The sequence below is a fragment of the Chryseobacterium sp. FH1 genome (assembly GCF_000735135.1).
In the GTDB taxonomy this organism is placed as follows: domain Bacteria; phylum Bacteroidota; class Bacteroidia; order Flavobacteriales; family Weeksellaceae; genus Epilithonimonas.
This window is the reverse complement of sequence record NZ_JPLZ01000002.1, coordinates 598,320-623,925: the sequence shown is the minus strand read 5'-3', so window position 1 is coordinate 623,925 and position 25,606 is coordinate 598,320. Positions and strand designations below refer to the sequence as shown.

Sequence of the window (25,606 nt, the reverse complement as noted above, 5' to 3'; positions counted from 1 at the left end):
TATGAGCAGAAATATAAAACTTGTTTTGGTTGACGATGAACAACTGATTCTGGAAGGCATCAAAATGTTGCTTTCTGCGCAAAAGAATATTTCAGTTGATTTTATGGCGACAGACGGAGCAGAAATCTTAGCGCATTTGGAAACAATTTCAAAGGATGACTTTCCTGACATTGCGATGATTGATGTTCAAATGCAACCAATGGACGGTTTCGAATTGGTGGAAATTCTAAAAAAGAATTATCCTGATTTGAAAATCATTATTCTTTCCTCGCATTACAAAAGTAGCGTTCTTGGTTATATGATAAAATTGGGAGTTTCCGCCTTCCTTCCTAAAAACTCGGACAAAAAAACTTTTATCGAAGCCATAGAAATGGTAGCTCAAAACGGAATGTACTTCACAAAAGAAGACCACGAGATGTTGTTGTCTTATATGAATACACCTTCCCGAAAAAAATCCCTTTTCGATAACGAGGAAACTCTATCAAACAGAGAAATTGACGTTGTAAAGTTAATTTGTCAGGAAAAAACCAATCAGGAAATTGCAGATATTTTATTTCTAAGTCCAAGAACTGTAGAAAGCCATCGCCAAAGAATCCTTGATAAAATTGGTGCAAAAAACACAGTTGGAATTGTAATCTATGCAGTTATTAACAATATCCATACTGTTCCTATTAAATTATAATTCTCGAAAATTCCGTATTTCTACGCTATAGCAGTTTGGCTAATTGTCATTTCTTTGAATGAAGAAAAATTGAAACCAATTAGCGAATGTCCCAACCATTAGAAATAGTCAATTCCACAGATCATATTATCAAAGGCGAAGTCACGTATATGACTATCTTTTGCACCAGTCATTATTTTTTTGTGAAACCAAATTCCAAATGGAAATCAGAAAAACGAGGGATCTGCCCAATCGTAGAAGTTTCCGCTGAGATCAAAACACCAAGAGGCATTTTTACAGCCAAACCATATATTACTATTGGAACCACTCACAGTAGATTCGAAGTGGTAGAATTACGCGAAAATATTTTTAAGGTAACAAAAATGAGGAATACTGAAGTCGAGAAAACTTCAGTTATCAAAAATCACAACCATTCTTTTATTGACCAAAGATAAAACCGATTCATATTTTTTCTAAGTCTCATCACATTTTTGATGGGGCTTTTTTTTATTTTAAAAATCAGAGTCCGTAGAAATACGCAATCTTCAATTTGGTAATTTCCACGCTACCGCAGAGTCTCATATCTTTCTACTTTTGACCTATCAATAAAGAACAAAAGCAAACACAAATAAAGGTTCTAAAAACAAACAACGATGAGAACTCATTTTGAAATTTAGTTAGAGTTAGTTAATTTAATTTCCGAGTGAAAACTGAACCGCCTTCCAGATTGGGAAGGCGGTTTTTATTTTAAATAAAAAGACTAATTTTGACAACTAAACTAATATTCATTTATGAAATCCATTTTTACCACTTTTTTAATTTCAATATCTTTTACATTTTCAGCTCAGATCGTCAATATCCCTGATGCTAATTTTAAAAATTTACTATTGAATCATTATATTAAAATTGACACAAATAATGATGGTCAAATACAAGTTTCTGAAGCTGAAAACTTTACAGGATTACTTAGATGTCACTCGCGTGGCATTCAAGACTTAACGGGCATCGAAGCTTTCATCAATATTACTGAGTTATATTGTAATGATAACCCGTTAAAAACATTAGATATTTCTAAAAATACAAGGCTAAAAACTCTTTGGTGCGAATCTAATCAGCTTACAAGTCTGGACATTTCTAAAAATATTTTATTAGAAAATCTCATTTGTAACAAAAATCAGCTTACAGATTTAGATATTGAACAAAATAAATTGCTACTTTATCTTAACTATGATTTTAATAAAATCAGAAATCTTGATCATTCACAGTACATTCAGCTAAAATCTATACGTTGTGCAGGTAATCAGCTAACAAATTTGGATTTGTCAAAGAACATTAATCTAAGAACACTTGATTGTTCTGATAATCAGCTTACAGATTTGGATATTTCTAATAACCTAATGCTCGAAAATCTATACTTAGATAAAAATCAAATAAGTAGCATTGATATATCAAAACACCTCTTGTTAAAACAATTAAGTTGTCAATTCAATTTATTAGAAAATATTGATGTTTCTAAAAATTCAGAATTAATCGTTTTACTATGCAACAATAATAAACTCACCTCTCTAAATTTAAAGAACAGTCAGAATGACAAAATTGTACTATTCTATTCCTATAACAATCTTAACCTTTTTTGTATTCAAACAGATAATGAACAGCCACCAGCGCAGTCATGGTTCAAAGATAGTTGGTCAACTTACAGTACCAACTGTAGTTTAGGAGTAAATGACATCAAGAAATCATCAATTCAAATTTACCCAAATCCGGTAAAAGAGAAATTCATGATTAATACCAATGACAAAGTAGAAAGCGTAGAAATCTATTCCCAAACAGGACAACTTCTGAAAACTGCAAAAGCAAAAGAAGTCAATATTTCTAATTTGACAAATGGAAATTACATTGTGAAAATCAAAACAGATAAAGATAATATTACTCAAAAAATCATCAAAGAATAAAACGAAAGCCTTTCAAATTTAGAAAGGCTTTTTTGTTGAAAATTATTTATTTTTAAATTGATTAATGGCATTCACAGTAAAATCTGACAGAACCAATTTTCCACTGATTTCCGCTCGCTCGCTTAAAAGTTTGTCCCAATCTTCAGTTTCTTTCCAGAAGATTTCTTTCAGTTTCAGCATTGCTTCGGGATTTGAGGTTGCTAATTTTTCAGCCAAAGTTTGGATTTCTGCGTCCATTTCTTCGGTTGTTTCGTACATATCTTGAAACATATTTTTCTCTCTTGCCCACTCTGCAGAGTAAAATTCGGTAGCATTAATCGCCAATTGCGCAAAAGCCGAAGTTCCGATTTTCTTTTCTACAACGGGTCCAATCACGAAAGGTCCAATTCCGACCGCCAACTCGCTCAACTTGACCGAAGCGTTCTCCGTTGCAAAAGTATAATCAGCAGCACACGCAATTCCAACGCCGCCACCAACTGCTTTACCGTGGATTCTGGCGATAATCAGTTTTGGCGATTTTCGCATCGCATTGATGACATTGGCAAATCCTGAGAAAAATGTTTTCCCCGTTTCGAAGTCTTGAATGGAAATCAGTTCGTCGAAAGATGCGCCTGCACAAAATGCTTTTTCGCCGCCACTTTTCAGGATGATGACTTTTGCATCGTCATTTTTTCCAAGGTTATTGATTTCTTCTACCAGATTTTTAAGTTGCGAACTCGGCATCGAGTTGCTTTGTGGATGGAAAAACTCGATGGTTCCTATTCCGTTTTCTATGGTTGATTTTACGTATGTTTCCATTTATTAGTTTTGATTTTACCAAAGTAAATTCACGTTTTTGTAAAGGTTAAAGTTTGAATCTCTAGAAATTATGGTGCATTTTTCACAAATAGCTTGGGAGATAATAATTCTATCAAATGGGTCTTTGTGAATTGCTTCCAAATTAGAAAGTCCTATGATGTGTTCAAAATCCAAAGGTAAAATCTCGAAGCCATTCTTAAGTATTTCCGACTTCAATTCTTCCAATTTTATATCAAGTCTTAATTTTCCTAAATTTAGTTTTATCGCAATTTCCCAAATCGAAGCAGTACTAATAAAACTAATCTAATTTGGATTTTCTATTGCAAAAAGTGCATCATCAGAAAGATTTTCGTTCCCTTCCAAAAACCACAAAAATGTATGCGTGTCCAGCAAATAATTCATTACATATAATCTTTGAAATCATCTAATGGTTCATCAAAATCTTCTGAAAGTGAAATCTTTCCTTTCAAGCTACCAAATGTTTTTTCAGATTTTTTGTTGGATTCCGATTCCTTCTTTTTTTTCTTAGTCTTCTCAAGAAGATATTCTATGAAATCTTTCGCCTCTTCCTTCAAAGCTGGAGGAAGCGTTTCTATTTTGGTGTATAATGAAAGAGATGTCATAAGTTATAATTGATAAATGATAGTCGATAAAAATTAGAATCAAGTCAATTCGGGCTCAATATTTTTTTAAAGTAAAATCAAATTTACAAAAATTTATTCTTGATTCAGTTTTTTGACCATCGTCAGAATCGTAGCAATCGCCACAGTTTCTCCGGTTTCGTCGTAAACATCCACGAGCCAGCGGACGATGCCTTTGGCAATATCATCTTCGTCGCGTTTTTCCTGACTGATTTTTTCTTTGCAGGTAAACTTCACGCCAATGGTCATTCCGGGATAAACGGGTTTCACGAAACGGCATTCGTCCAAACCGTAATTCAGTAGAACCGGACCTTTTCTCGGGTCGACAAATAACCCTGCCGCTTTGCTCAAAATGAAATAACCGTGCGCCACTCTGCCTTCGAAAATCGTTCCTTCCAAAGATGTGGCGTCCATATGCGCATAAAAATTATCACCGGAAACATTGGCAAAATTAGTAATATCAGCTTCCGTCACGGTATGTTTTGCCGTGATGTAAGTTTCGCTGACTTTCAGTTCTTCAAAATGTTTTCTGAATGGATGAATATTGTCCTCGAACTGTTTTCCGCCATATTGATATTGTTGCGTGATATTGGTCAAAGTCGTTGGCGAACCTTGAATCGCCGTGCGTTGCATATAATGAAGAACACCACGTTTTCCACCCATTTCCTCGCCACCGCCAGCTCTTCCCGGACCGCCGTGAACCAGCATTGGCAAAGGCGAACCGTGACCTGTACTTTCTTTCGCACAATCGGAATTGAGAATCAAAATCCGGCCGTGCATCGATGCGGCGCCGATGACAAATTCTCTTGCAAAATCGTCATCAGCCGTCACAACAGAACAGCAAAGCGAACCTTTTCCCATTCTCGCCAACTCAATCGCTTCATCAATATTATGATAAGGAATAATCGTGCTGACTGGCCCGAAAGCTTCAATATTATGGCAATCCGTATATTTAAAAGGATCTGAATTAAGGAATAAAATAGGGGAAATGAACGCGCCTTTATTTTTGTCCGCACCTTTCACATCGAAATCATCCAGATTCCCGAAAACGATTTCCTGAGTTTTGGACAATTCCTGAACTTTCTCAGAAACTTCCTTCACCTGGTCTTTATTTGCCAAAGCTCCCATTCTCACACCTTCGACATTCGGGTCGCCGATGATGACGGTTGAAAGTCTTTGTCCAAGCGCAATCTGAACATCTTCCACCAAATTGACAGGTACTAAAATCCTTCTAACCGCCGTACATTTTTGTCCGGCTTTGGTCGTCATTTCACGAACAGCTTCTTTGATGAATAAATCAAACTCTGCGGTTCCTTGTTTTGCATCTTCGCCCAAAACCATTGCATTTAACGAATCCGCTTCCAAATTGAAAGGCACAGATTCTTCAAGAATTCTTGGATGAGACTTCAGCATTTTCCCTGTGGAAGCCGAACCTGTAAACGTTACAACATCTTCGCTAGTCACACTTTCCAAAATTCCGTTGGCCGAACCACAAATTAACTGCAGACTCCCTTTAGGCAAAATTTGGGAAGCGATGATTTCTTTAACGACAACTTCCGTCAAAAAACTTGTTGCGGTTGCAGGTTTTACGATTGCAGGAACACCAGCCAAAAGATTGACCGCAATTTTCTCCAACATTCCCCAAACCGGAAAATTAAACGCATTGATATGAATCGCAACCCCACGTTTCGGCGTGCAAATATGATGGCCGATAAAAGTTCCTTCCTTGGAAAGCTTCACCGATTCGCCATCTATATAATAAGGTAAGTCTGGAAATTGTCTTCGAAGTGATGCATTCGCAAAAAGATTTCCGATACCACCTTCGATGTCAACCCAGCTGTCAGCTTTTGTTGCGCCGGTTGCCCAACTCACTTTGTAGAACGTTTCTTTCTTTTCCAAAAGATGAAAAGCGAGTTTCTTCAACATTAATCCTCTTTCCTGAAAAGTCAGTTTTCTGAGTGTCGGACCGCCAACTTTTCTGGCATAATCCATCATTTCCGCAAAATCCAAACCTTTGGAAGTCGCTGTTCCCACCAAATCGCCGTTGATGGAGTTATATAAAGCCTGCCCTTCTCCCTCTCCTTTTGTCCATCTGCCGAGCGCGTAATTTTCTAGTTGCATAATTTTTAGATTTTAGACTTTTAGATAATAGACGGATAGATGATAGATTTTAAAATGTCTATATTCTATTCGTCTATCATCTATTCGTCTGATTTAAACTTTCTCAATAATCACCGCAAAACCTTGTCCTAAGCCAACACACATTGTTGCCAGGGCATATTTTTTATTTTGGTTTTGAAGTTCGTACATCGCGGAATTCAGGATTCTTGCACCACTCATTCCGAGTGGATGTCCAAGTGCAATGGCGCCGCCGTTCGGATTGATTCTGGAATCGTTATCATCCAATCCCCAAGCTCTGATGCAGGCCAAACTTTGTGCAGCGAACGCTTCATTCAATTCAATTATATCAATATCATTAAATGTCAACCCTGCTTTTTGCAATGCCAATTCCGCGGCTTTTACAGGACCGATTCCCATTAATCTTGGTTCAACACCGACAACCGCTCTGGAAACTATTCTTGCTTTTGGTGTTAATCCAAATTCTTTAATCGCATTTTCCGAAGCCAGTAAATTAACTGCTGCACCATCATTCAAACCAGAAGCATTTCCTGCGGTGACAGTTCCGTCTTTTTTGAAAGCTGTTCTTAATTTTGATAAACCTTCCAAAGTTGTATCATTTTTAGGAAATTCATCTTTATCGAAAATCAAATCATCGCCTTTTCTTTGAGGAATATTTACCGGAACAATTTCCTGAGATAATCTTCCGTTTTCCTGTGCAGCTTTAGCTTTCTGCTGAGAATTAAAGGCAAACAAATCCTGGTCTTCACGGGAAATTTGGTCACGTTCAGCCAGATTTTCTGCTGTTTCACCCATTGCATCTACGCCGTACATTTCTTTCATCTTTGGATTGATGAATCGCCAGCCGAAAGTTGTGTCGTAGATTTTCGCATCGCCACCGAAAGGATTTTCAGATTTTGAAATCACCAATGGTCCGCGCGTCATATTCTCAACACCACCCGAAATCATCAATTCAGCATCGCCAACCTGAATTGCTCTTGCCGAATTAATCGCTGCCGACAAACCAGAAGCACAAAGTCTGTTCACCGTTTCTCCGGGAACGTGATAATCCAAACCGGAAAGCAACGCCGACATTCTTGCGATATTTCGGTTGTCCTCGCCAGCTTGATTGGCGCAACCTAAAACAACGTCGTAGATTTTACTTTGGTCGATGTTCGGATTTCTTTCCAATAATTTTTTGATGACAAAAGCCGCCATATCATCGGGACGAACCGAAGATAAGCTTCCTTTCAGTTTTCCAATCGGCGTTCGGATGCCATCTATTATATATACTTGATTCATAATTTTTATCGCAAAGGCGGTTTTTGTTTTTATATATGATATGTTTAAAGTCGCAAAAAAGACTGTCGTCTATTTTTTTAGCAAAGGCTTTAAATTTATTCTAATTTGAAGTGTCGGAAATTAAAAACTGTTATTATAAATTATTTACAATTCGTTTCACACTATCTTTATAAAAATCTGTTCTGAAATTTATTAATAATCCAAGTTTACATCCTGTCATTTTCAAATATGTAAGAATTTGAGCTTTATGAATGTCATTCAATGTATCAACAGTTTTTATTTCAATTATTAATTTGTTTTCTATTAATAAATCTATTTTGTATGCATTTTCTATTCTTAAATCGTCATAAATGATTGGTAGATATTTTTGTCTCTCAACTTGTAAGCCTGCTCTTTTTATTTCGTGAAACAAGCATTCCTCATAAACATTTTCAAATAAACCCGCTCCAAGCTTTTTGTATATTTTAAATCCTAAATCAACGATGATTTTTGCCAATTCATTTTCATTCATTTGTGTAGTGTTTTTTTTATATTAATTTGAAAATTTGCGACTTAAAGCAACACAATTTTCAATCATCTTTTCCGCCTTTGCGTTAAATTTCGTAGAATTTTCTATTTTGTTTTACTAAGTTTCTGATAATCGGACTGCATCGGTAGCGGTCTTCGTGATAAAAATTATAAAGTTCGTCGAGTTCGTTCTGAAGGTTTTCCAGTCCAAATTCATCTGCCCATTTCAATAAACCTTCTGGATAATTCACGCCTTTTGTCATTGCCAAATCAATGTCTTCTTCTGAAGCTATGTTTAAAAAATAAGCGTCTGAAGCTTCATTCATAAGCATTACTAAAATTCTCTTGAATATTAATTCTAATAATTCTGGATTTTCATTTGGTTTTGGTTGTTCTACATTTTCAGAGTAATCATAAAATCCTTTTCCCGACTTTCTTCCAAAATAGCCTGCCTCGAATAATCTTTTTTGCGTGAATGATGGTTTGAATTTCGGGTCGTAGAAAAATTCTTTGAACACACTTTCCGTCACTCGGTAATTCACGTCGTGACCAATGAAATCCATCAGTTGAAATGGACCCATTTTGAATCCGCCCAAACTTGTCATTGCAAAATCAATCGTCGCACAGTCGGTAATGCCTTCCTCTAAAATCCGAATTGCTTCTCCGTAAAATGGTCTTGCAACGCGGTTCACAATAAATCCGGGTGTATCTTTTGCAATCACTGGAAGTTTTTTCCAGCTTTCGACTAAGCTCTTCGTTTTTGAAATCAAATCTTTATCCGTCTGAACGGCAGGAATAATTTCTACCAAAGCCATCAAAGGCGCCGGATTGAAAAAGTGAATCCCAATCACTCGTTCCGGTTTCTGACAAGCCGATGCAATCGATGCAATGGATAATGATGAAGTATTGGTCGCCAAAATGCAATCTTCGGAAACCAGACTTTCCAGTTTTTGGAACAAGTCTTTCTTGATTTCCAAATCTTCAACAATAGCTTCGATGATTAATTCTGAATCTTTCAGTTCAGATAATTTATCACTCAATCGAATCTTATCAAAATAAGTTTCCGCTTCTTCGAAGGTCATTTTGCCTTTCTCAGCCAATTTTTGGAATTGCGCTTCGAGATTGTGTCCGGCTTTTTCTACGGCAAGTGGATTGCTGTCGTACAACAAGACCTCGTTTCCGGCGGTTGCCAAAACCTGTGCTATTCCGCTTCCCATTGCGCCACTACCGACTATTCCTATTTTCATTTTTTATTGTAAAATGTATGATGTAAAAAGTACAATGACTTTTTTATTTCGTTTTAATTTAACTCCATCAACTAACAACCACGTCAATGGCATTTAAAATAATCAAAAGGTTCTTTGCAATCATCACATTGGTACAATGCTTTGCACGCTGTGGAACCAAACTGACTTACCAAATGGGTGTGTTTTGAATTGCAAAGCGGACACTCGACCTCATCTGTTTTTGAAAATAGTTCGTCACCATTTTTTGAATAGACAGGTGGTGCAATGCCATAAGCTTTCAATTTTTGTTTTCCTTCTTCCGTCATCCAATCGGTTGTCCACGCGGGACTCAATTGGTTTGTTATTTTGAAGTTGTTGAAACCTTTTTCAATCAGTTTCAGTTTAATCGACATATTAATCATCGATGTGGCGGGACAACCGGAGTATGTTGGTGTCACGACAATTTCGATTTCATCTTGTTGAAAATCTTCGGGTTTAGAAGAACCAATGTATCGCTCCTCTGGAGCTTTTTTTTCAATGACCACATTATTTTCTACAAACATTTCGCTCCTTCGGAGCTTGACTTCACGGATGATTCCCAAATCTAAAAGATTGAGAACGGGAACTTCCGGGTCGGGAACTTCCTTCAAGATTTGCCAGATGTCGTTTTCCGTGATTGTCATTTTATTTTTAACGCAAAGGCGCAATTATTTTTATTAATTTAATGTTTTAAGTCGCCAAGATTAGCGCAATGTTTGCGACTTAAAGCAGTTTTGTATTCACAGTTCTTGCGCCTTTGCGTTGTAATTTACCATTCCATATTTGGATAAGTACGTTGCATAATTTGCATTTCTGCTAAGATGTAGCCCATTTTCTCAGTGTGTTTTCCATCTTTTCCGCCTGTTAGTTTTCTTGATTTTTCGAAATCGATGGACAATGTAGCTTCGTTCAGGATTTCCAGAACTTTGGTTTCCCATTTGGTTCGGAAGGCTCTGATGTCTGGGATGATGTTTTGTTCGATTAGTTCTAATTCCCAATTTGTCGGAATGAACATTTCGTCAGTAAAATCAACTAAATCATTGACTGACTTCTGGATTTTGCTGTGACTTTCTTCTGTACCGTCGCCCAAGCGAATCATCCATTCACTGCTCCATTTTAAGTGATAAGTGACTTCTTTCAAAGACTTCTCGGCAATGGAAGCGAGTTTCAAATCTGAATGATGTTTCAGTTCGCTCAATAATAAATGATGATAGGCATCGAAGAAAAACTGCCTCGCAATCGTGTCTCCGAAATGTCCGTTCTCTTTTTCTACCAACAACAGGTTTTTGAAATCTCGCTCGTTTCTTAGAAAGGCCAAATCATCTTCGGTTTTTCCTTCGTTCTGAATCTCTGTGGCATATTGATAATAGTTAGAAGATTCTCCCAGCAAATCCAAAGCGATGTTTGACAAGGCAATATCTTGTTCCAAGACTGGACCTTTTCCGCACCATTCACAAAGACGCTGTCCGAGAATTAGGCTTGTGTCTGCGAGGTGCAGGAGATAATTGAGCCAGTTGTTTTTATTGTTTTCCATTTGTTTGAGTACAAAGGTTTTTAACTTTTATTAATTTCTTTTTGTCATTATGTAGGAAACCTAACGAAGTAATTCGACGAAGTCAATCTCAACAGTCTAGATTCCTACGGAATGACAATATTGTGTTTTTAGGATAAATGTTATTCTATATTGAATCTGCAGCCCGACTTGAGTGGAAATCCTTTTTTGTGGCTGGAAAAGCTAGGCAAAAAGATTGGGAACGGAAGGCGGAAATAGCTGCCATAATAATTAAATTACATATTTTTTACCTCCTCCGGAACATGGTAAAACGTCGGGTGGCGGTAAACTTTGTCTTCCGAAGGTTCGTAAAACGCTTCGGAATCGTCGGGGTTTGTGGCATGGATATGCTTGGATTCTACGACCCAAATGCTGACGCCCTCCATCCTTCTGGTGTAAACATCGCGTGCATTTTGGATTGCCATATCAGCATCCGCAGCGTGGAGACTGCCGACGTGCTTGTGGTCCAAGCCTTGTCTGCTTCTGATGAAAACCTCCCAAAGTGGCCATTCTGTATTTTGCATAATATTTCAGATTAGAGACGGATAGATTAGAGATTATAGACTTTAATCTATCGGTTTATGATTGTTGATTTTATCGCAAAGGCGCAATATTTTTCTACTTTGATTCTGTTGTAAGTCGCAAACTATAAACCTCAAATTAATTTTTGCGACTTATAACATTGCTTTGTCACAGCACTTGCGCCTTTGCGTTAGAAAACATTAAACTGTTTTTCTGTTTTGTTCTTCTCTTAATTTTCTTTTTTCGTGGTAAGCGGTTGCGGCTTCTCGTACCCAAGCGCCGTCGTCGAAGGCTTTTTTGCGTGTTTCGACACGTTCTTTGTTGCAAGCGCCGTTGCCTTTGACCACTTTCCAGAACTCATTCCAATCGATTTCTCCGAATTCGTAATGTCCTGTTTCTTCATTGAATTTCAAGTCCGGGTCGGGAATCGTCAAGCCCAGATATTCTGCCTGAGGAATGGAAACATCTACGAAACGCTGTCTCAGCTCGTCATTGGTGAAGCGTTTGATTCGCCATTTCATTGAGAGTTCTGTGTTTCCAGATTCGGCATCTTTGGGTCCGAACATCATCAACGTTGGCCACCACCAACGGTTGAACGCATCCTGAGCCATTACTTTCTGCTCTGGCGAACCTTGTGCGAGTTTCATCATCAGCTCGTAACCTTGCCTTTGGTGAAAACTTTCTTCCTTGCAAATCCGAACCATCGCTCTGGCGTAAGGTCCGTAAGAAGCGCGACAAAGTGGTACTTGGTTCAAAATCGCAGCGCCATCTACTAGCCAACCGATTGCGCCCATATCTGCCCAAGTGAGCGTTGGATAATTGAAAATGCTGGAATATTTGGCCTTTCCGGAATGCAAATCATTGATGGTTTCGTCCCTCGTAACGCCCAGAGTTTCGGCGGCACAATAGAGATATAATCCGTGACCAGCCTCGTCCTGAACTTTTGCCAAAAGGATTTTCTTTCGGTTCAAAGTTGGGGCGCGCGTAATCCAGTTGGCTTCCGGCAACATTCCAACAATCTCGGAATGGGCGTGCTGAGAAATCTGACGAATCAGGGTTTTCCTGTACGCGTCGGGCATCCAGTCTTTTGGTTCGATGCGGATTTCGCTGTCTATTTTATTCTGAAAATGTTCTTCTAAATTGATTTCTGTTGTTTCCATATTGTTTTGTTTTAACAGATTAATCTTATAACTTTAATTGCTAGATTTTTTCATTGTTCCATCATCATTTATAAATCTGAACTGATAATCTTGACTAATAATTTCCCCTCCCGAACTTAAAAAACTTCCAAATAGCCCACGCCAATCTTCAGTATCGTATTCTTTATCTGTGTCCCAACGGATTTGTCCATAGTTATCATCATCTGATTTTTTTTCTATAACTACACCAACTTCGGCATTTAGTGAAACTTTTGTACCGTTTATAAAATCTTGGTTTCTCTTCCATTTATCAGTAATGCGAAAAATATTAGTCCTTAATTCACTTCCTTCTTCTCCACAAAACCATTCCCATTCTTTTGCCGATTTAAACCATTCCCAAATCCTCGTAAAATCTGCAACATTATCTCCTTCAATTTCATACAATTCTTCAATAAAATCATTTTTGAAATTTATAAAAGCTTCATCGTTGTTTTTAATATTATTAATGATTGCTTCAGATTTATGTAAGTCATCAAATAATTCATACAATTCCCACTTTTTCCAATAATCTACTTTGGAAATTTTGTTTGAATTTTGTTTTTGAAAAAATCTTTTGAACATCCAGTTTATTCTTTAAGTCACTTGATTAGTAATACTTTGAATACAATTTTATTTAATATCAAAATTTACAACCACTTCCTCTGACCTCGGATGTGCTTGGCAAGAAAGGATAAATCCTGCGGCAATCTCGTCTGGTTCCAGGGAATAATTGATGTCCATCACGACTTCGCCTTTTTCCAGTTTGCATTTGCAAGTGGCGCAAACACCGCCTTTGCAGGCGTAAGGCAAGTCGGCTCCGTTTTGCAAAGCAGCGTCCAAAATGGTTGGGCCGTGGTAAGCCAAATCTAATTTCAGAGCGGTCGCATCCAACTTGACGGTGACTTTGCTAAAAACATCATCCGATTGATTGATTGCGGATTCGTGCTCTTTTTTCTTTTCGGCAGAAGCTGCGCTGAAGAATAATTCGAAGTGAATCTTCTTGGCATCCACGCCGGAACTGACCAAAGTATCTCTCACGCCGAGAATCATTTCTTCTGGTCCGCAAAGGAAAACCTCATCGATTTTCTCTGCCGGAATGATATTGTTGAGAAATGATTTTGCTTTTTCGGAATTGATTCTGCCACTCAACAAATCTGCGTCGGCAACCTCTCGGCTGAGAATGTGATAAATGCTGAGGCGTTCCATAAAACGGTTTTTCAACGCTTCGATTTCTTCTTTGAAAATGATGGTCGCTTTGTTTTTATTCCCATAAATCAGAATGAACTGGCTTTGAGGCTCGTTTTTCAAAACTGATTTGATGATGGAAATAATTGGTGTGATGCCACTTCCCGCAGCAAAAGCAACATAAGTTTTTTTGTTTGCGGGATTCAGTTCTGTGTAGAATTTCCCCATTGGAGGCATTACTTCCAAGACATCGCCTTCTTTCAGATTTTCATTCATAAAAGAAGAGAACAGACCTTCGGGAACTTTTTTCACAGCGACTTTCAACTCGTTTTCGTGCGGACTTGCGCAGATTGAATACGAACGACGAAGTTCCTCGTTGCCATTGATTTGTCGGAAAGTCAGGTATTGGCCTTGCGTGAATTTGAACTGTTCTGCCAATTCTGCAGGCACATCAAAACTCACGGAAACACAATCCTGCGTTTCTTTCTTGACTTTTTTGACCTTTAAATGATGAAAATTTACTGACATTTTTTTTAAACGCAAAGTGCGCAAAGTTTTTTTGATTTACTTTATGTTTTTAAGTTCGCAAAGCCGCTTACGCTTAGCAAAGCTCAAAAATCATTTTTATAATCTATTATCTATTAGTCTATTATCTATCTTCTTTGAGCATTCCTTTCATTAATAATGTTTTCAAATCATCTTCCAGTTCCTGTGGTGTGATTTCGCGACTTGGTTTGTACCAAAGTTCTATCCACCTTAATGAAGATAACATCGTGAAAAGTGCGACGGAAACATTCATTTTTTTGAATTCACCGTTTTGCATTCCTTGTTCTATGATGTTAGCAAAGCTTTTTTCGTAAGATTTTCTGGTTTCTTTATATTGTTCTTTCTTGTCATTAGACAAATATTTCCAATCGTTATTTGCTACAGAAACTGAGGCAGAATCTTCGATAATCAACTGAACGTGAAGTCCAATGATAGCATTTAGTTTCTCTTGAAAAGTCTGGTTGGTATTTTCGATTTCTTGAAGTTGGGAAATGTATTGGTTGGCAATTTTGAAGCAAATCAATTCCAGAATTTCGTCTTTGGATTTGATGTGGTTGTACATACTTGCCGCTTCCATTCCCACTTTTTCGGCGAGGTCGCGCATACTGGTTCCGCCGAAACCTTTTTCTTTGAAAAGCATTGCGGCCTCGGACAAAATCAATTCTTTTTTATTGATTTTTATTTTGTTTGGAATTGTTTCTGTTTCCATATTTTTAACGCAAAGTGCAATTTCATCAAAGTTATTTCCCCAGCCCTAAAGGGAGTAACTTTGAGGAATTCTAATACTTTAGTAATTGTTCTATTTCTTTAATTAATTTCTGGGTGTTCGGCAACATTTCCTTTTCCAATTCGGAATTGATAGGAATTGCCGGCAAATCTTTGGCACCAACTACTTTTACCGGAGCGTCCAGATGTCTGAAACAATTGTCACTGATTCTTGCTGCGAGACTTTGAGCAAAACTATTATTCACAGGTTCTTCCGTCAAAACGATGCAACGGTTATGTTTTTTCACACTTTCGAAGACACGGTTTTCATCTAAAGGTGAGAGCGTTCTTAAATCAATGATTTCGATTTGATTTTCAAATTCTTTTGTTGCGTTTGAAGCCCAATAAACGCCCATTCCGTAAGTGATGATGGTCAAAGTTGGTTTGTCCTGTCGATTTTCGCAAAGCAAAACTTCTCTCGCTTTACCAAATGGAATGATGTAATCTTCGTCTGGCTCTATGGATTTTGCATTTTCTGTGCCTTCGATTTTTGACCAATACAAACCTTTATGTTCTAACATTACAACCGGATTTGGGTCGTAGAAAGCGGCTTTCATCAAACCTTTCAAATCTGCACCAGTTGAGGGATACGCGATTTTGATGCCTTTGATATTAGTCAAAACACTTTCAACCGAACTTGAATGATATGGTCCACCACTTCCATAAGCGCCAATCGGAACTCTAAGAATCATTGACACCGGCCATTTTCCATTAGACAAATAATAACTTCTGGAAACTTCGGTGAATAATTGATTCAAGCCTGGCCAAATGTAATCGGCGAACTGAACTTCGACAATTGGTTTCAGTCCAACTGCGCTCATTCCTACTGTTGAACCGACGATAAACGCCTCCTGAATTGGGGTGTTGAAAACCCGTTTCTCTCCAAATTGTGCTGCCAACGTAATCGCTTCACGAAAAACGCCGCCTAATCTCAAGCCAACATCTTGTCCATATAATAAGGCTTCCGGATGTTTGGTCATCAATTCTCTGATGGCGAATAGTGCGCAATCTACCATTACCGTTGGGATTTTTCCGTTTGGGGAACGTTCTCCTTTCTCTTCAGTGATTGGTGTTGGTGCGAAATCGTGTTTGTAAGCGTCTTCCGGTTTTGGGTCTTCTGCTAAAACAGCATTTTCAAAATCGGTTCTTACGAGTTCTGCAATTTCTTTTTCTATGGTTTCGACTTCAGAATCTTCTACGCTGAATTCTGAAAGTTGATTTCTTAATTTGATTAATGGGTCATTTTTCGCGCATTCTTCCAAATCATCGCGGTACCATTCTTTTCGTACGCCGGAAGTATGGTGATTTAATAAAGGAACTTTGGCGTGAATCAGCATTGGTCGGCGTTCTTCACGAATGATTTTGATGCATTCTTTGACAGTTTCGTAGGATTTGATAAAATCTGTTCCGTCGATGGTTCTGGTTTCGATGCCGTTGAAACCTTCCATATATTTTGTGATATCCTGCGCCCGAATTTCGTCTGCGCTGGCGGAAATATCCCATTCGTTGTCCTGAACCAGATAAAGAATTGGCAATTGTTTCAAAGCTGCCATTTGGAACGCTTCGGAAACTTCGCCTTCTGTGCAACTTGCGTCACCCAATGAGCAGACTGCGATTGGTTTATCATCGAGATTTTCGTCGATTCCCGTTTCTTCTTTGTACTTCATTCCCATTGCAATTCCGGTGGTTGGGATGGCTTGCATTCCTGTTCCAGAACTTTGGTGGATGATTTTCGGGAAATCGTCACGTCTAAGACTTGGATGTGCGTAATAAGTTCTTCCGCCAGAAAAGGGGTCGTCGCGTTTTGCTAAAAGTTGAAGCATCAATTCGTAAGGCGTAATTCCGATTCCTAGTAAAATTGAATCGTCTCTATAATAAGGACTGACGAAATCCTGTGGCAACAACTGCATTCCCAAAGCCAACTGAATCGCCTCGTGTCCGCGAGAAGTGGCGTGAACGTACTTCGAAGTTATTTTTTTTTCCTGTTCAAACAAATCGGTCATCATTTTTGCCGTAAACATCAGACGATAGGCTGACTTGAGTAAATCAGTCAGAGAAATTTCTTTGTTTAAAAAATGTCTTTTGGTCATCTCTATATTTAAACATTTGACATTCAGTTAATTAATTCAAAATTTGAATTATGAATGTGATTTAAACAAACTTACGAATTTTATTTTAACTAACAAATGTTAGTTAGTTTTTAATTGCGAGATGACAAAATTGATAATGGTCCAACTTTCCACAACGTTTCTTGAAAATTACAAATGGTCATACATTGCGAAGCGCGCCCCGACCTGAGTGGAGCTCATTTTTTGCTTATGCGCATGTTTCAATCTGTTGGGAAATTTCTGGCAAAAAATACCGGGAACGGAGGGCGGATGAAGGCGCCCAAATAAAAAAACTTAAAAGTTCTACATTTGCGAACTTTTTGTATATTCGCATTGTTAATGAATTTGAATGGAAAGAATTTTTGTAAAAAGTACACTTAGGGAATTTTGGGAAATACACCCAGACTCAGAACAATATCTGAAAACGTGGTACGATACTGCAAAAAATTCTAATTGGACAACGCCTAATGAAGTAAAACAAACCTATGCCAATGCAAGCATCCTGAAAGATAACCGAATCGTTTTTAATATTAAGGGAAACAGCTATAGACTGATTGCAAAATTTAATTTTGAAAAGCAATGGATTTTCATTCGCTTTATTGGAACGCATACGGAATATGATAAAATTGATGCAAACACGATTTAAAAAATTGAGAATATGAACGTAAAACTTATAAAAACCGAGACAGATTATCAAAATGCACTATCCAGATTGGAGGTAATTTTTGATGCAAAATCTGGTACGCCAGAAAGTGATGAAGCGGATATCCTAGGATTATTGATTGATGAATACGAGAAAAAGCACTATCCGATAACTTCGCCCGACCCTATCGAAGCCATCAAAATAAGAATGGAGGAAATGCAATTGAAACAGACGGATTTGATTGAAGCGATTGGGGGAAAAAGCAGGGTCTCCGAAGTACTGAGCAGAAAGCGAAAATTGACTGTTGGAATGATTCGAAGTTTGACCACAAAATTAAATCTCTCAGCTTCCTTACTTATAGGAGAATATTGATTACTTTAAAATAATGTCATATAAATAATTAAATATCTTCCTCATCACAAAATAAAAATTTAAATTTTGTAGTTTTGAAGATTAAACAAGATAAATGAAAATTAAAATATTCCTTGGCATTGCATTTTGGTCACTTTTATTATTAGCAGGATGTAATCGCGATGATATTTCGTTTGAATCGCCAACGCAACTGTTGAGATTCTCCACCGATACCGTTTTTTGCGACACGGTTTACAACCAGATGCGTTCGGAAACTTACGCCGTAAAAGTTTACAATAGAGAAGATAAGGATGTTTTGATTCCGAGAATTGCGTTGGAAGGCGGAAGTGGTTCGCTTTACAGAATCAACGTGGATGGAAAAGTCGGGACAAGTTTCGAAAATGTGGCGCTGAGAAGAAAAGACAGCCTTTATGTTTTCGTTGAAATTGCGCCGATTGCCAACGCACCGGAAGCAATTGCTGAAGACAAGGTTGTTTTCAATACACCTGCCGGTGAGCAGAAAGTAACATTATTCTCAGTCGTTCAGGATGCTGAATATTTTATCAAAACCGATACAAATCCGAATATCATTTCTGAAAACACGACTTGGACCAAAGACAAAGTGAAAGTGATTTTCGGAGATTTGACCGTTGCTGAAGGAAAAACTTTGACGATGGAAAAAGGCACGAAAGTCTATTTCCGAAAAAACAGCGGAATGAACTTCGCAAAGAATTCGATTCTTGATGTGAAAGGAGCTCTTGGCGATGAAGTGATTTTCCGAGGCGACAGAAGCGACACGAAATACGATACGCTTCCTGCCAACTGGAACGGAATCAAAATGGAGGAAGATACCGAGTTGAAAATGAATTACGCCAGACTTTTTGGTGGAAACGTTGGTCTTCAACTTAAAAAAAATACGGCTGAAATCAACAATTCCATTATTCATACTTTTCAAAATGTAGGAATCTATGGCATCCATTCCAATCTGACAATGAACAACGTGGTGATGAACAACTGCGGGGAAACTGACATTGCGATTGCCGGAAGCGGAAACTATAACTTGAATTATTGTACGATAGCCAACTATTGGGATTTGAACTCGAGTATGTCTGCGATGGGAATCTTTGCAAGCAATACTTGGGAAAACGAAGCTGGTGAGTTAGAAGCTGGAGCGGTGGTTTTAAATGTTAATAATTCTATCATTTATGGCGATATGCCAGATATGATTTCTTTTACTAATAATCCAAATGGAACGCCGATTAGTTATAGTTTTAACAGTTCTTTACTGAAATTCACAACAAATTCTGGTTTAGCAGTGGGAAGTTCAAACATTGCCAATGAAGACCCAAAATTCCAAAACTACTTTACTCAGAAAATGAATCTGAGAGTGAAAGCGGATTCTCCTGCAAAAGGAAAAGGAACTAATTCCACTGGAATCACCGCTTCCGATATTGTAGGAAATCCAAGAGGCGCTCAACCAACAATCGGCGCATATCAATAATGGAAATCACGACACTCCAAAATCAGGTTGATGAATGGATAAAAACCATTGGCGTCCGTTATTTCAATGAACTGACCAATATGGCAATGCTGACGGAAGAAGTTGGCGAAGTGGCCAGAATCATCGCAAGAAGATACGGCGAACAATCTGAAAAAGAATCCGACAAATCCAAAGACCTTGGCGAAGAATTGGCGGACGTTCTGTTCGTAACGCTTTGTCTCGCCAATCAAACCGGAACAGATTTGCAATCGGCCTTCGACAAAAAAATGAAGGTAAAAACCGACAGAGACAAGGATAGACATCAAAATAATGAGAAATTAAAATAGATGAAGTTGGATGATGGAAGATGGATGTTTTAAAACGCATCGATTAAACTTCCATCATCCCGCTTCCAACTTCCAAACAAACTATGATATTAAAAAAATCTGAATTAATCGATAATCAAAAAATCCAAATTACCGGTTCGAAAAGTATTTCGAACCGTCTTTTGATTTTAGGGAAACTCTTCGGGAACATTGATATGCTCAATCTTTCCAACTCTCAGGACACAACTTTGCTGAAAAAAGCGTTGGAATCGGATTCCGAAATTGTGGACATCCACCACGCTGGAACTGCGATGCGTTTTCTCACGTCCTATTATTCGATTTTTGAAGGAAGAAAAACCATTCTGACCGGCTCCGACCGAATGAAAAACCGACCTATCAAACCTTTGGTGGATGCTCTCCAATCACTTGGCGCAGACATTACTTATCTTGAAAAAGAAGGTTTTCCGCCGTTGCAAATCATCGGAAAAAAATTAGAAAAGAATATCGTTAAGATTTCCGCGAACGTTTCCAGCCAATTTTTGACTTCATTAATATTAATAGGAGGAAAACTGGAAAACGGATTGACCTTGGAATTGGAAGGCGAAATCACATCACGTCCTTACCTCGAAATGACTTTGAAAATCCTGAACGAAATCGGAATCAAATCTCATTTTGCTGAAAATAAAATCGAAATCGTTACGCATAACAACCAATACAGAACAGAACGTTACGAAGTAGAAAGTGACTGGTCTTCAGCTTCTTATTTCTATTCTTTGTCCGCAATTGGCAAAAAAACCATCACGCTGAAAAGCTTTCACACGCTTTCTCTGCAGGGCGACAGCGTAATCAAAGAAATCTATTGGAAATATTTCGGAATCAACACGGTTTCGGATTATGCAGAAAACTCGATTTCACTTTTGCCAGAACCCGCTTTTGAGTACCCTGAATTAATTACGTTGGATATGAATGATTGCCCAGACATTGCTCAAACGCTTTGTGTGACGGCAACTGCTTTGAAAATCCCATTTGAAATTACGGGACTTCACACTTTGAAGGTAAAAGAAACAGACCGATTGGTAGCACTTCAAAATGAATTGTTGAAAATCGGAGCGAAAACGCACATTACGGTTGAGAAAATAGAATCTTCGGAATTCGTAGAACCTGAGGAAAATATTTCAATCGCGACTTACAACGACCACAGAATGGCGATGGCCTTTGCGCCGTTTGCATTAATCAAAGAATTGAATATCGAAAATGAAGATGTTGTCGAGAAATCTTATCCTGAGTTTTGGGAGGATTTTGCAAAGGTTACGAGCAATTAATCTGATAAAATTTTACGATTTAAAAAATACCTATCTTTGTTATTAGCAAGTCGTTAATTCAGAAACAGCGTTATGGAAATCACAAATATCAATCAATTAGACCTTAACAAAACTTACACTTTTGCTGATTATCTTTTATGGAGATTCAAAGAAAGAGTGGAACTTATCAAAGGTAAAGTTCTGAAAATGAGTCCTGCTCCGGCAACAAATCACCAAAGGATTTCACGAAAATTAAGCAATATCTTGATTCCTTTTTTTGAAAGCACAGCTTGTGAATTATTCTATGCTCCATTTGATGTGCGTTTACCTAATAAAAATGGGGAAATCCTTACAGTAGTGCAACCTGATTTGTGTGTCATTTGCGACCGAAACAAAATTGACGACAAAGGCTGTCTTGGTGCGCCGGATTTGGTGATTGAAATTCTTTCACCGGGAAATTCGAAAAAAGAAATGAATCTCAAATTCAGTTTGTACGAAGAATCTGGTGTTTCCGAATATTGGGTTGTGGATTCCAGCGAAAAATTTATTTTAATATACAGTTTGGAAAACGGAGAATATATCAGCAGAAAACCGGTTGCAGATGGCGAAATTTTGCAATCCATCAAATTTCCAGATTTGAGATTCTCCACTCAGGATTTGTATGAATTTTGATGAAAAAGTTTCTATTTTTCTTTACACTCATATTCTTTTCATTTCTCCACTCTCAAGAATTGAAAGATTTCACAATCCCAAAAGGTTACGAGAAAATCTTGGAAACAAAAGGCGACCTGGACAAAGATGGAAAAGATGAAACCGTTATCGTTTTCAATACAGATAAAACACCTGACTTGGAATCTCCTGGACTGGTAAGAAAGTTTTATATTCTAAAAAACATCAATGGCAAATTAAAAATCTGGAAAGAAAATTCGACCTTAATTTTTGATAGCAAAACGGGATTTTACCCAAATGATAATAAGTTGGAATTGATTATTAAGAACAATTGTTTAATAATTAATCAAATGTATTTTACCAATTCTCGCCACACAGACACTTCAAAACACACTTTTAGGTTTCAAAACGGAGATTTTTATTTGATTGGCGTATCAATTAATTACGATGACACCTGCGAATATAATTTCAAAAATGAAATCAATTTTTCAACTGGGAAAGTCATTGTAAGCGAAGAATATTCGGATTGTGATGATGGCTCGAACAGAAAAATTCCAGAAAATTATCATAAAGAATTCACTTACAAACTTCCCAAATTGATAAAAATGAGTGATTACAAAATGGGAAAGAACGAAATCAAAATTCCTAATTCAAAAAAATCTTTTAATTTCTAAATGTCAAAAACCATCATCATCACAGGCACTTCATCCGGAATTGGATTTGCGCTGGCAGAATATTTCGGGAAGAAAGGGAACAAAGTTTACGGACTCAGCAGGAAAACTGTGAGCTCGGATTATTTCGTTTCGATTCCGACCGACATTACCGACAAAGACCAAATCGATAACGCCATTTCTGAAATATTGAAAACAGGAACCAGAATCGATGTGCTCATCAACAACGCCGGAATGGGAATGGTTGGCTCGATTGAAGATTCTACCAAAGAAGATATTACGAGATTATTCAATCTCAATTTGATTGGTTCTGTCCAAATGATGACCACCGTTTTGCCAAAAATGAGAGAGCAGAAATCAGGGAAAATCATCAATGTTTCAAGCATCGGTTCCGAAATGGGATTGCCTTTCCGAGGTTTCTATTCCGCTTCCAAATCGGCTTTGGACAAAGTGACGGAAGCAATGCGTTACGAAGTTTATCCGTGGAACATCCACGTTTGTTCGCTTCATTTGGGCGACATCAAAACCACTATTGCGGAGAATCGTGTCAAAACAAAAGTTTCCGAACCCTATAAAAATGTCTTCGATAAAGTTTATGCTTTGATGAATTCCCACGTTGGCGACGGCACCGAACCTTTGGATGTTGCGGTTTACATTGATGGACTTTTAGGAAAATCGAAATGGAAAGCGCACTATTATTTCGGGAAATTCGGACAAAAGATTGGCGTTCCGCTCAAATGGATTCTCCCGCAAGGCACGTACGAGAATCTGATGAAGAAATACAATAAAATGGACTAACTTCGGTTTTAGTTATAATACGTAAGGTCTTCGACTCCGCTCAGACTGACATCGTTTAAAATGAAACTTTCATATTACTGACATCTTTGAAATGAAAACAGTTAGTATTAGAGATGTCACACTGAGCGGAGTCGAAGTGCTTTCCAAAAGATGAATCAATATTATGTTTACATATTAAAATGTTCGGATAACTCTTATTACACAGGAGTTACAAGCAATTTGGAATCTCGATTTATCAAACATCAATCAGGATATTTCCCTGAAAGTTATACTCACAACAGAAGACCCGTTCAATTGGTTTTTTACAATGAATTTAATGAAATAGAGCAAGCAATTGCTTTTGAAAAACAAGTGAAAGGCTGGAGTAGAAAGAAAAAAGAAGCTATCATTAATGATAACTGGGAGAAACTGAAAGAATTGTCTATTTGCAAAAATAGTAGTCATTCGGATAACATAGACAAAGGCTTCGACTCCGCTCAGCCTGACAACTCAAACAATTCACTATCAAATTAGACGTAAATCCAAATTGTACCGCTTTCTATTAATATTAGCTTTCTTTATTTCTTTTTTCTCCAACGCGCAGAAAAAAGAATATTGGCTCATCGATAAAGAAACCAACGTAAAAAAAATCGTTTCCGATTCAGCGAAAGCAGTCAAGTTTCTTGATTCTTTAACGGAAAATTCCTACTTCTTCACAGAACTGAAAGACGTCAAAAAAATAGATAACCGCACCGAAATCTATTATGACAAAGGCCCGAATTTCAATAAAGCCAATGTCAAATTTTCAGACTCATTGGTTTCAGATTTAAAGCTTCAAAAGAACGAACTATACACCAAAAACCTCGATTCACTCAAGAAGAACATCAATCAAAAATACCGGAACAAAGGTTTCGCTTTCAACCGCGTGAAAACCAAATTCCAGAAAATGGAAAATGGAATTCCTACTGTGAAAATCTCCGTTGTCACATCATCTCAAAGGAAAATCGACGCCATCGTTTACAAAGGCTACACGCGTTTACCGAAACAATTCGTTAAAGCTTTGAACAAAGAATATGTCGGTAAAAATTACGAAGACAAAAACTTGGTTTCGATGAATCAGGCTTTGCAAAATCACCAATTCGTGACTTTGGAAAAACCGCCTCAGACTTTATTTACAAAGGATTCCACGCAGGTTTTTCTCTTTACACAAAAGAAAAAAACCAACACGTTCGACGGAATGATTGGCTTCGGAAACGACAAAACCGAAAAATTCACCGTCAACGGAACCTTGAATGTCCAGCTCAAAAATATGTTCAACAGCTTCGAAAGCATCGGTGTTTACTGGCAAAGAAATCCCGACAAAGGCCAGACTTTCGATATGCAAACCGACATTCCGTACACATTTGGAAGCAATGTCGGTCTGAACGTCAACGTCAATATTTTCCGCCAAGACTCCACTTTTGCGAATGTGAAATTTTTGCCCGCGGTTTACTATCACCTTTCGCCACGTCAAAAACTCGGTCTCAAAGGGACTTTCGAGTCGTCCGCGATTTTGGACTCGCTCTACACAGGCGGTCGCGATTACAGCAAAAAAGGGATTGGACTTTGGTACCAATATCAGGAAGGAAGCGACATTCCGCTGTTCATCAACAAAAGCAATATCCGTGTGGAAGCCGATTTCCTGAAGACCACTTATGACGACACGCAGGAAAAATTTGACCAAATTCGATATTTTCTTTTCGCCGAGCACAACTTCAATCTCTCCGGAAACCACTATCTGAACGTCAAGGCCGAGTCCGCATTGCTCAGCGCCAAGAACGAACTTTCCACAAACGAACTTTTTAGGTTTGGCGGTTGGAACTCGATGCGCGGTTTCAACGAGCAGAGTCTCATCAGCGATTTCTACGCATTTGCCGGCGCAGAATATCGCTATCTCGTCAATGACCAAGCCTTTTTCGACCTCTTTGCGCAGTACGGACAAATGTCCAACAAAGCCTTGGGGATTTCACCGAAATTGTATAGTTTAGGTCTCGGTTTCAACTTTTTTCTTCCCGTCGGGTTGATGAGTTTCCAGATTTCGAACGGAAATCAATTTGGTAACCCATTTAAATTCAATGAAATAAAAATCCATTGGGGAATCCTAAGCAGGTTTTGATAAATATTTGGAGCCAGGAACCTGCTTTCCGTTGTTATCTTTTTTTACCTCAAGATTATCAGGCTGAGATTTTCGAAGCTCTTTCGAATAAGGGTTTACATTAATAGAATTTTGTAAAATGACAAAAAAA

At 37.9% G+C, this 25,606-nt stretch carries 28 protein-coding genes; 13 read left to right on the top strand and 15 right to left on the bottom strand.

All coding sequences use genetic code 11. The features are described from left to right. The first annotated feature begins 1 nt into the window (after window position 1). From IO90_RS04205 to IO90_RS18275, 3 genes are all read left to right on the top strand, one after another. Window positions 2–682 carry a response regulator transcription factor gene (locus IO90_RS04205; RefSeq protein WP_034964151.1) on the top strand — a complete coding sequence of 227 codons (681 nt, stop codon included), beginning with the start codon at window positions 2–4 and terminating at the stop codon, window positions 680–682. 86 nt (window positions 683–768) lie between these two features. Beyond that, complete coding sequence (locus tag IO90_RS04200) at window positions 769–1,116, top strand: hypothetical protein (protein ID WP_034964149.1); 348 nt, start codon at window positions 769–771, stop codon at window positions 1,114–1,116. A gap of 336 nt (window positions 1,117–1,452) precedes the next feature. Next, a complete protein-coding gene (locus tag IO90_RS18275) occupies window positions 1,453–2,616 on the top strand; it encodes a leucine-rich repeat domain-containing protein (RefSeq protein ID WP_051878256.1) in 1,164 nt (387 codons plus the stop codon). 42 nt (window positions 2,617–2,658) lie between these two features. On the opposite strand, the gene IO90_RS04190 is transcribed toward IO90_RS18275, so the two are convergent. The 15 genes from IO90_RS04190 to IO90_RS04120 all read right to left on the bottom strand — a co-directional run bounded on the left by IO90_RS04190 (window position 2,659) and on the right by IO90_RS04120 (window position 17,085). Then, on the bottom strand, window positions 2,659–3,414 hold the full coding sequence (locus IO90_RS04190; RefSeq protein WP_034964147.1) for an enoyl-CoA hydratase/isomerase family protein: 756 nt from the start codon (window positions 3,412–3,414) through the stop codon (window positions 2,659–2,661). 15 nt (window positions 3,415–3,429) lie between these two features. Next, the gene (locus IO90_RS18575; protein WP_228374644.1) at window positions 3,430–3,708 is read right to left on the bottom strand and encodes a type II toxin-antitoxin system VapC family toxin; all 279 of its coding nucleotides are present in this window, start codon (window positions 3,706–3,708) and stop codon (window positions 3,430–3,432) included. A gap of 107 nt (window positions 3,709–3,815) precedes the next feature. Next, window positions 3,816–4,037, bottom strand: a complete 222-nt coding sequence (locus IO90_RS04180; protein ID WP_034964144.1) for a DUF2281 domain-containing protein — start codon at window positions 4,035–4,037, stop codon at window positions 3,816–3,818. A gap of 93 nt (window positions 4,038–4,130) precedes the next feature. Beyond that, complete coding sequence (gene paaZ / locus IO90_RS04175; RefSeq protein ID WP_034964142.1) at window positions 4,131–6,176, bottom strand: phenylacetic acid degradation bifunctional protein PaaZ; 2,046 nt, start codon at window positions 6,174–6,176, stop codon at window positions 4,131–4,133. Window positions 6,177–6,269: 93 nt separating this feature from the next. Continuing rightward, window positions 6,270–7,475 carry a 3-oxoadipyl-CoA thiolase gene (pcaF, locus tag IO90_RS04170; RefSeq protein WP_034964140.1) on the bottom strand — a complete coding sequence of 402 codons (1,206 nt, stop codon included), beginning with the start codon at window positions 7,473–7,475 and terminating at the stop codon, window positions 6,270–6,272. 133 nt (window positions 7,476–7,608) lie between these two features. After that, entirely contained in the window at window positions 7,609–7,986 is a 378-nt protein-coding gene (locus IO90_RS04165; RefSeq protein ID WP_034964138.1) for a GxxExxY protein, read from the bottom strand. An 82-nt stretch (window positions 7,987–8,068) separates the two neighbouring features. Further along, window positions 8,069–9,229 carry a 3-hydroxyacyl-CoA dehydrogenase NAD-binding domain-containing protein gene (locus IO90_RS04160; protein WP_034964137.1) on the bottom strand — a complete coding sequence of 387 codons (1,161 nt, stop codon included), beginning with the start codon at window positions 9,227–9,229 and terminating at the stop codon, window positions 8,069–8,071. Between the two features lie 83 nt (window positions 9,230–9,312). Continuing rightward, complete coding sequence (paaD, locus tag IO90_RS04155) at window positions 9,313–9,891, bottom strand: 1,2-phenylacetyl-CoA epoxidase subunit PaaD (protein ID WP_034964136.1); 579 nt, start codon at window positions 9,889–9,891, stop codon at window positions 9,313–9,315. A 125-nt stretch (window positions 9,892–10,016) separates the two neighbouring features. After that, complete coding sequence (gene paaC / locus IO90_RS04150) at window positions 10,017–10,781, bottom strand: 1,2-phenylacetyl-CoA epoxidase subunit PaaC (protein ID WP_034964134.1); 765 nt, start codon at window positions 10,779–10,781, stop codon at window positions 10,017–10,019. A gap of 254 nt (window positions 10,782–11,035) precedes the next feature. Next, complete coding sequence (gene paaB, locus IO90_RS04145) at window positions 11,036–11,323, bottom strand: 1,2-phenylacetyl-CoA epoxidase subunit PaaB (RefSeq protein ID WP_028123345.1); 288 nt, start codon at window positions 11,321–11,323, stop codon at window positions 11,036–11,038. 198 nt (window positions 11,324–11,521) lie between these two features. Next, window positions 11,522–12,481, bottom strand: coding sequence for a 1,2-phenylacetyl-CoA epoxidase subunit PaaA (gene paaA, locus IO90_RS04140; RefSeq protein ID WP_034964132.1), 960 nt, complete (start codon window positions 12,479–12,481; stop codon window positions 11,522–11,524). A 33-nt stretch (window positions 12,482–12,514) separates the two neighbouring features. Further along, window positions 12,515–13,081 carry a hypothetical protein gene (locus IO90_RS04135; protein ID WP_034964131.1) on the bottom strand — a complete coding sequence of 189 codons (567 nt, stop codon included), beginning with the start codon at window positions 13,079–13,081 and terminating at the stop codon, window positions 12,515–12,517. A 48-nt stretch (window positions 13,082–13,129) separates the two neighbouring features. Then, a complete protein-coding gene (paaE, locus tag IO90_RS04130) occupies window positions 13,130–14,212 on the bottom strand; it encodes a 1,2-phenylacetyl-CoA epoxidase subunit PaaE (RefSeq protein ID WP_034964130.1) in 1,083 nt (360 codons plus the stop codon). A 121-nt stretch (window positions 14,213–14,333) separates the two neighbouring features. Beyond that, window positions 14,334–14,939, bottom strand: coding sequence for a TetR/AcrR family transcriptional regulator (locus tag IO90_RS04125; RefSeq protein WP_034964129.1), 606 nt, complete (start codon window positions 14,937–14,939; stop codon window positions 14,334–14,336). A gap of 70 nt (window positions 14,940–15,009) precedes the next feature. Continuing rightward, window positions 15,010–17,085 carry a thiamine pyrophosphate-dependent enzyme gene (locus IO90_RS04120; RefSeq protein WP_051878253.1) on the bottom strand — a complete coding sequence of 692 codons (2,076 nt, stop codon included), beginning with the start codon at window positions 17,083–17,085 and terminating at the stop codon, window positions 15,010–15,012. Window positions 17,086–17,452: 367 nt separating this feature from the next. On the opposite strand from IO90_RS04120, the gene IO90_RS04115 reads away from it, so the two are divergent. From IO90_RS04115 to IO90_RS04070, 10 genes are all read left to right on the top strand, one after another. Continuing rightward, on the top strand, window positions 17,453–17,749 hold the full coding sequence (locus IO90_RS04115; protein ID WP_034964127.1) for a type II toxin-antitoxin system HigB family toxin: 297 nt from the start codon (window positions 17,453–17,455) through the stop codon (window positions 17,747–17,749). Window positions 17,750–17,761: 12 nt separating this feature from the next. Next, the gene (locus IO90_RS04110) at window positions 17,762–18,118 is read left to right on the top strand and encodes a type II toxin-antitoxin system HigA family antitoxin (RefSeq protein ID WP_034964125.1); all 357 of its coding nucleotides are present in this window, start codon (window positions 17,762–17,764) and stop codon (window positions 18,116–18,118) included. A gap of 94 nt (window positions 18,119–18,212) precedes the next feature. Next, window positions 18,213–19,598: a hypothetical protein gene (locus IO90_RS04105; protein ID WP_034964124.1), complete on the top strand. Its 1,386-nt coding sequence runs from the start codon at window positions 18,213–18,215 to the stop codon at window positions 19,596–19,598. After that, window positions 19,598–19,924, top strand: a complete 327-nt coding sequence (locus tag IO90_RS04100; RefSeq protein ID WP_034964122.1) for a nucleotide pyrophosphohydrolase — start codon at window positions 19,598–19,600, stop codon at window positions 19,922–19,924. The genes IO90_RS04105 and IO90_RS04100 overlap by 1 nt, the downstream gene beginning before the upstream one ends. An 83-nt stretch (window positions 19,925–20,007) precedes the next feature. Then, the gene (locus tag IO90_RS04095) at window positions 20,008–21,225 is read left to right on the top strand and encodes a 3-phosphoshikimate 1-carboxyvinyltransferase (protein WP_034964120.1); all 1,218 of its coding nucleotides are present in this window, start codon (window positions 20,008–20,010) and stop codon (window positions 21,223–21,225) included. A gap of 72 nt (window positions 21,226–21,297) precedes the next feature. Continuing rightward, entirely contained in the window at window positions 21,298–21,876 is a 579-nt protein-coding gene (locus IO90_RS04090) for a Uma2 family endonuclease (protein WP_034964118.1), read from the top strand. A gap of 59 nt (window positions 21,877–21,935) precedes the next feature. Beyond that, window positions 21,936–22,547 carry a hypothetical protein gene (locus tag IO90_RS04085; protein WP_228374641.1) on the top strand — a complete coding sequence of 204 codons (612 nt, stop codon included), beginning with the start codon at window positions 21,936–21,938 and terminating at the stop codon, window positions 22,545–22,547. Continuing rightward, window positions 22,548–23,342 carry an SDR family NAD(P)-dependent oxidoreductase gene (locus IO90_RS04080; RefSeq protein ID WP_034964116.1) on the top strand — a complete coding sequence of 265 codons (795 nt, stop codon included), beginning with the start codon at window positions 22,548–22,550 and terminating at the stop codon, window positions 23,340–23,342. 150 nt (window positions 23,343–23,492) lie between these two features. After that, entirely contained in the window at window positions 23,493–23,855 is a 363-nt protein-coding gene (locus IO90_RS04075) for a GIY-YIG nuclease family protein (protein WP_051878251.1), read from the top strand. Between the two features lie 13 nt (window positions 23,856–23,868). Continuing rightward, on the top strand, window positions 23,869–25,476 hold the full coding sequence (locus IO90_RS04070; protein ID WP_185094378.1) for a hypothetical protein: 1,608 nt from the start codon (window positions 23,869–23,871) through the stop codon (window positions 25,474–25,476). Window positions 25,477–25,606 lie beyond the last annotated feature (130 nt).